Annotated in this window: 6 protein-coding genes and 1 tRNA gene; 4 read left to right on the top strand and 3 right to left on the bottom strand. The window is 66.4% G+C overall.

The window, feature by feature from the left end; genetic code table 11:
• Positions 1-155: 155 nt before the first annotated feature.
• Positions 156-377, bottom strand: a complete 222-nt coding sequence (locus QMK30_RS14135; RefSeq protein ID WP_283518124.1) for a hypothetical protein — start codon at positions 375-377, stop codon at positions 156-158.
• Here QMK30_RS14135 and QMK30_RS14130 point away from each other — a divergent pair.
• Positions 376-633 (top strand): hypothetical protein, encoded by a 258-nt coding sequence (locus QMK30_RS14130; RefSeq protein WP_283518122.1) that lies wholly within the window; start codon positions 376-378, stop codon positions 631-633. The genes QMK30_RS14135 and QMK30_RS14130 overlap by 2 nt on opposite strands.
• Before the next feature lie 96 nt (positions 634-729).
• A tRNA-Leu gene (locus QMK30_RS14125) sits at positions 730-817 on the top strand.
• A gap of 88 nt (positions 818-905) precedes the next feature.
• Here QMK30_RS14125 and QMK30_RS14120 read toward each other — a convergent pair.
• Complete coding sequence (locus tag QMK30_RS14120; RefSeq protein WP_283518120.1) at positions 906-1,391, bottom strand: site-specific integrase; 486 nt, start codon at positions 1,389-1,391, stop codon at positions 906-908.
• Positions 1,392-1,794: 403 nt separating this feature from the next.
• Positions 1,795-2,568 carry a helix-turn-helix domain-containing protein gene (locus QMK30_RS14115; RefSeq protein WP_283518119.1) on the bottom strand — a complete coding sequence of 258 codons (774 nt, stop codon included), beginning with the start codon at positions 2,566-2,568 and terminating at the stop codon, positions 1,795-1,797.
• Between the two features lie 99 nt (positions 2,569-2,667).
• Here QMK30_RS14115 and QMK30_RS14110 point away from each other — a divergent pair, with 99 nt between their 5' ends.
• On the top strand, positions 2,668-3,675 hold the full coding sequence (locus QMK30_RS14110) for a DUF5954 family protein (RefSeq protein WP_283518117.1): 1,008 nt from the start codon (positions 2,668-2,670) through the stop codon (positions 3,673-3,675).
• Between the two features lie 728 nt (positions 3,676-4,403).
• Positions 4,404-6,047: a cytochrome bc1 complex cytochrome b subunit gene (qcrB, locus tag QMK30_RS14105; RefSeq protein ID WP_283518115.1), complete on the top strand. Its 1,644-nt coding sequence runs from the start codon at positions 4,404-4,406 to the stop codon at positions 6,045-6,047.
• Positions 6,048-6,049: the final 2 nt, after the last annotated feature.

Genomic DNA, 6,049 nt, shown 5'->3' with positions numbered 1-6,049 from the left:
ATATTATTTTTAAAAAAATAAAAAACACGTCCTAGGGGCCCACGACCCTCCGTGCCCCCGTGGTCGTACACACAACGGTCCCGCGGGCTGACCCGGACGGCCGAAAACGCACCCGACGATGGAAGGACCCCGGACCACAGCACTTCGCTGCATCCTCAGGAGCCCTCATGTTCACCAGGTCGATCGTTCTCACCACCGTCGCCGCCGCGGTCGGGCTCGGCTTCGTGGGCATCGTCGCGGCGCCCGCCGCCTTCGACTGGTACGACGGCCGCCACGAGGAGGCCTCGTTCTACGTCACCGGAGCGACCGCCAAGGAGGACCGTGCCTCGGTCCCGCGCTGGCTGCCCGACGAGGGCGAAGGATGTCTCGTACGTCATGACGACAACGGGCGGCGACCGCCTCCTGAAGGCGACGCTCCCCACCACCGAAGCCCCGGCCACCTGCGAGCCCGTCAAGCCGACGACCACCCCCGGCAAGCCGGCTCTCGAAGCCTCCTGGTTCCCGAAGGGCACCTCCGACCGGGCCGCGTACCGCTGCGACTCCTACTACGCGTACACGGGCGGACACACGTTGTGTGCGTGGCGGCAGGACGAGGACTGGATTAGTTCGAACAAGACCGCCACGCGCAACTGACCACAAGCCACTGACCACGGGATACTCGGGTGAAACCGACCCCGAACCCCTGGTATTGTTTCTCATGTCGCCACGGGAAACCGGGGCCGACCACCGGTCCGGGTGGCGGAATGGCAGACGCGCTAGCTTGAGGTGCTAGTGCCCTTTATCGGGCGTGGGGGTTCAAGTCCCCCCTCGGACACCAGCAGGAACCCCAGTTGATCTGGGGTTTTTTGCGTTTTTAGGCTGTGGCGTGACCAACCACGTGACCAACAGCCCAGCGAATCTCCTGGTCAGACCAGGGATGACAGGCCGAGCCTGTTGGCTCCGGAGGCGGCGAGCTTTCCGGGCGCTCCGTTCTTCCTGCTGTGCCCGTAGCGGGCCATGGTGTAGCCCGGCGAGTGGTGCCGGACGTTCGCGGAGACCTCCACGGGGTTCTCCCCGGCCTCCAGATCGTTCGTGACCTTGCTGTGCCTCCAGTCGTGAATCCGGAAGTCCTCCGGGAGCTTCAAGGGGGTGCGCAGAGTGCGCCACCGCGCCGACACCTTCTCGGGGTCCTGGGGGCCACCTGCTTCGCCCCGGTAGAGCTTGAAGCCGTCCCGGGCGAAGACGAGATCGTGATCCACCCAGGCCGCACCGAGCTGCTTCCGCTCCGCTTCCTGGCGCTCCTTCTGCCACTTCAGAACGTTCATGACGGACTGATCCACGTAGATCACGGCGTTGGCGTCGCCGTCCTTGGTGAGCTTCCGCAGCCGGTAGGTGTTGCCCTCTTCGACCATAACCCAGCCGAGTTCGATGGACCCCGTTCGTCCCTGAGCCGGTGGACGTTGAGCCGGAGCCGGAGCCGGAGCCGGAGCCGGAGCCGGAGCCGGAGCCGGAGTCGGAGTCGGAGTCTGTGGCAGTGGCTGAGTCGTCCCCTTTGAGTGAGGACGCGAGCGGCCCTGAGTCGGTGCGGTCTGTGATGCTGGCCGGTTGTGCAGATGGACGCTTACCGCCCCGCTCCCGTTCCGGCCCCGGCTCCCGTTCCGGTGAAGCGAACCCCCGCCCCCGTTCTCGACGCCAACCCGTTCCGGGCCCTCCTCTGAACTCTCGAATCAAACCCAGAACGCCCCTGCCAAACGGCGGGGGCGTTCCTTTGTTTCGGGCAGGCCGTTCCCATGGCAGCAAGCCCAGCAGCCTTCCCTACTCCGGGACGACGGAGAAGCGTTCGATGCCAGCTCGGGATGTGGAGCGGTCGAGGAGCCGCAGTTCCCATGGCCCCGTGTTCACATCGAAGTCCTTACCGAATCCGACCCACTTCCCAGCCATGCGGCGTCCAGTCGGTTCAACAAGGAGCTGGATGGCCCCGTGGTAGCGGGCCCCGTGGTAGTAGCCGTCAGCGGCAGTCTGCTCCGTCCACGATCCTGTGACGACATTTCGGTCCACAGTCAGGTCCAGATGGATCGGGCTGTCAGGGTTAGACGACGCCCCCGGCAGGGATTCGACCGTGAGTCGGTTGCCTCGGTGCACAACAAGCACGTGATGGGACGCCGTGAACGTCTGCTCCCGGCTGGACGAGAAGAACTCATACCGGGACAGCCAGACGCCCGAGTAGTCCTCTGCTGCTGGCTGAGCGACCGTCGCCGTTCCCATGGACTGAGTGACTTTTTCGGTACCAGGCTCCATGTCGTGGCCCCCTGCACCGTCTTCGTGAACACGAGAGCCAGGAAGGGAGAGCGCGAACCCTAGGGCCTCAATAGGGCGGCCGGTGGCCTTTTCCAGAGCACGGGCATAGGCAGGTCGGCATGTGCGAGTCTGGCCCGACTCCCACCGCTGAACGAGCCGCTTGGAAGCGTCGTTCGGTTCCCGCAGAGCCTTACCGGCTTCCCGAATCGCCTTGGCGAACTCATCCTGGGATAGGCGCATTCCGATCCGTACGGCGCGCAGAACATCGTTTGCCTGAATCGTCGTGGTCATGAGTCGAGGCTAGCGCTCCGACTCCCCAAATGACACCGGTTTGACGCCTCCCGTGTGACACTCATGTGCCGCCAAAGCGACGCCTTGAACGTCGTCGTAATGTCCCGCCCGCGCCGCAACGATGGTCGCCATGTCCATCCGTATCACTCGGACCGCTACCCCTACGTGTGGCCGCGCGGCGCCGTGTTCGGCGTGGCCGCTCTCGGCCCGGAGCCCGACGCGCAGTGGCAGCTGGTCGAAGAGGTGACAGAGAGGGCCCCGCAGGATGCGCGGGACAACCTCAACTCTCTGCTGTGGTTCAAGGCGAAGGACGAGGCGGAGACTCCGGCCGAGCGCCGCGAACTCCTCGCCGCAGTAGGGATACTTGAGCGCGAACGCATCGACGAACTCACCGTGCTCGGCATCCGCTACCGCATCGTGCGCGGCGACGAATACGCACGCTGCGGCCAGGAGAGCGGTCCCGAGCCGCCCCGCCCCACGGACCACGAGCCCACCGACTGTTCTTGGGAGTGCGCGCCCGGCCACGACACCGCGCTCCCCGACCCCGGTTATGTCCTCGATCCGGGCCGCACACTTGGCCTCATGGCGGAGGCCTCCCGTCTCGGCCTGCAGGACTTCTCGTACGAGGGAGATCACATCCCGCCGGCCATGCGCGAGGAATCCCGGCAGGCAGTCCACGACCACCCCGAACTCATCCTGCTGCCCGTCGGCTTCGGCCTCGTCGAACGCGCGGGCAAGGGCTGGCGGCCCCGCAGCCGCATCCAGCCGACCCCGCACGACGCGCGCCGCGTCCTGTTCGACGGCCTGGCCACGGTCTGGCCCCGGGTCTACGAACTCGACACCGCCACCACCAAGGCGTACGCGCGAGCAGCCGAACATCTCAAGGCGGCGCCGCGGTCGAACGAGATCACCGTCCGCGGCAAGACCTTCCGCCTCTGCCGTGTGGAACGCATGCTGCGCACCGGCCCGGACGGCCCCGAACCACCTCGCCTCTCGGACCCGGAGACGACCGAGCCGATGCGGATCCGCCCCCGCCTCGACGACCAGGGCGTCATCCGGACTGGGCCCGACGATGCGGAAGTCGCCGCCCGCCTCCAGGGCCGGTAGCGCGCCCGGCGCGACCCGTCCACGGAATACGCACCCGGCGATTTCGTACACGGAATGGTTCAGGCCAAACCGTGCGCAACCACCTCTTCTTCCCGGCGTCGGTCCCTAGGGTCTCGTCTCGGTCCCGCCAGACCGGCGGGTACCCACACCCGCACATGACTGGGGGAAAACAGGCTTGCGCAAGCGAACGATCGGAATCCTCGCCGCCACCGTCGGCCTGTCCGGCACCGCATCGGCGGAACCCAACCCGCCGGGCTGCCCGAAGGGCTATTTCTGTATGTAATCCGGTCCCGACCAGACCGGTGAACTGCGGCTCAGGACGGCCGGGAACTGGTCGGGCGACCTCAATCGCGTCGGTTCTGTCTTCAATAACGGTGTCGTCTACCCGGGCGCGGACCACATTCAGTTCGCGTTCACCGACAACGGCACCCCGTCTCCTTCTGCATCCACTACAACCCCGGCCCCGGCTCGTACAAGTGGAACGCGCCGGACGGGGCAGTGACGGCGAAGTCGGCCACCTGCCGCGGCGAATGCTGACTCACAACTGACAGTCCGACGCGTCGGTCCCTTCGCGTCGCAGCAGTTGCGGCGCGGAGGGACACAGTCCGTCTGGATGCGTCAACTGGCTAGTTTGTACGGCCTGTTGGCTACGTCGGCCTCCCGTGGCACGCTGGTATCAGCCCCCGAGGGGGCCCGAGGGGGCCCGAGGGGGCCCGAGGGGGCGACGCATGAGCGGACGGATCGAGCGCACCCGGCACGACGGACGACCGGCGCAGCCGGGAAAGGGCGAGCGGGTCGCCGACTGGGCGGACGGACGCCTCGGCATCCACACGCTGGCGAAGAGTCAGATGCGTAAGATCTTCCCCGACCACTGGTCGTTCATGTTCGGCGAGATCTGCCTCTACAGCTTTCTGATCCTGATCCTCACCGGGGTCTATCTGACGCTCTTCTTCGAGCCGAGCGGTATGGAGGTCGTCTACGACGGCGCGTACACCCCCCTGAACGGCGTCCGCATGACCCGGGCCTTCGAGTCCACGGTGGACATCAGCATGGAGGTGCGCGGCGGCCTGCTGATCCGGCAGATCCACCACTGGGCCGCGCTCATCTTCGTTGCCGGGATGCTCGCGCACATGATGCGGGTGTTCTTCACCGGCGCCTTCCGCAAGCCGCGCGAGATCAACTGGCTCTTCGGCTGGACCCTGTTGATGCTCGGCATCATCACGGGGCTGACCGGCTACTCGCTCCCCGACGACCTGCTGTCCGGCACTGGGCTCCGGTTCGCACAGGGCGCGATCCTGTCGGTGCCGGTGCTGGGGACGTATCTGTCTTTCTTCCTCTTCGGCGGGGAGTTCCCCGGTGAGGACATCATTCCGCGGCTCTTCTCGGTGCATGTGCTGCTGCTGCCCGGGATCATGCTGGGGCTGGTCGTCGCCCATCTGATCCTGGTCTTCTACCACAAGCACACCCAATTCGCCGGGCCGGGACGGACCGAGAGGAACGTGGTGGGCGCGCCGTTCATGCCCATCTACATCGCCAAGGCGGGCGGTTTCTTCTTCCTGGTCTTCGGTGTCATCGTGATCGTCGCGGGGTTGTTCCAGATCAACCCGGTCTGGCTGTTGGGCCCCTACCGTCCCGATCTGGTCTCCACAGGGGCTCAGCCCGACTGGTATCTGGGGTTCTCCGAGGGGCTGATCCGGGTGATGCCCGCCTGGGAGATCAACGCGTGGGGGCACACGCTCCAACTCGGGGTCTTCATCCCCTTCGCGCTCTTCCCGCTGATCATGATGGCCATCGCGGTGTATCCGTTCATCGAGGCGTGGGCCACTGGGGACAAACGCGAACACCACATCGCGCAGCGCCCGCGCAACGCTCCGGTCCGTACGTCACTCGGCGTCGCCTGGCTGACGCTGTACTTCGTCCTGCTGATCGGCGGCGGCAACGACATCGTGGCCACCCGCTTCCATCTCTCGATCAACGCGATCACCTGGTTCGTGCGGATCGGGGTCTTCGTCGGCCCGGTGCTGGCCTTCATCGTCACCCGGCGGATCTGCCTTGGACTTCAGCACCGCGACCGGGACAAGGCACTGCACGGCAGGGAGAGCGGCATCATCAAGCGATTGCCGCACGGCGAGTACGTCGAGGTCCACGAGCCGTTGTCGCAGGCACAGTTGCACACCCTCACCGCGCACGAGCAGCCCGAGCCATTCGAGCTGGGGCCGCGGGTCGACGCCAACGGGGTCAAGCGCAAGTTCAAGCGCTCAGAGCTGCTGCGGGCCCGGCTCGCGCGGGCCATGTACGGCCCCGGTTCGCACGTGCCCAAGCCCACCGTCGAGGAGTACCGGGCGATCAACAGCGGCGACGGGCACCGCTGAGG

This window comes from Streptomyces sp. H27-C3 (assembly GCF_030063415.1).
Classification (GTDB): Bacteria; Actinomycetota; Actinomycetes; order Streptomycetales; family Streptomycetaceae; genus Streptomyces.
This window is presented reverse-complemented; position numbering and strand designations above follow the sequence as displayed.

Excerpts from the sequence above, each read along its gene's own strand:
- QMK30_RS14130 (WP_283518122.1), top strand. The coding sequence starts at position 376 with ATGACGACAACGGGCGGCGACCGCCTCCTGAAGGCGACGCTCCCCACC.
- QMK30_RS14135 (WP_283518124.1), bottom strand. The coding sequence starts at position 377 with ATGACGTACGAGACATCCTTCGCCCTCGTCGGGCAGCCAGCGCGGGAC.
- QMK30_RS14120 (WP_283518120.1), bottom strand. The coding sequence starts at position 1,391 with ATGGTCGAAGAGGGCAACACCTACCGGCTGCGGAAGCTCACCAAGGAC.
- QMK30_RS14115 (WP_283518119.1), bottom strand. The coding sequence starts at position 2,568 with ATGACCACGACGATTCAGGCAAACGATGTTCTGCGCGCCGTACGGATC.
- QMK30_RS14110 (WP_283518117.1), top strand. The coding sequence starts at position 2,668 with ATGTCCCGCCCGCGCCGCAACGATGGTCGCCATGTCCATCCGTATCAC.
- qcrB (WP_283518115.1), top strand. The coding sequence starts at position 4,404 with ATGAGCGGACGGATCGAGCGCACCCGGCACGACGGACGACCGGCGCAG.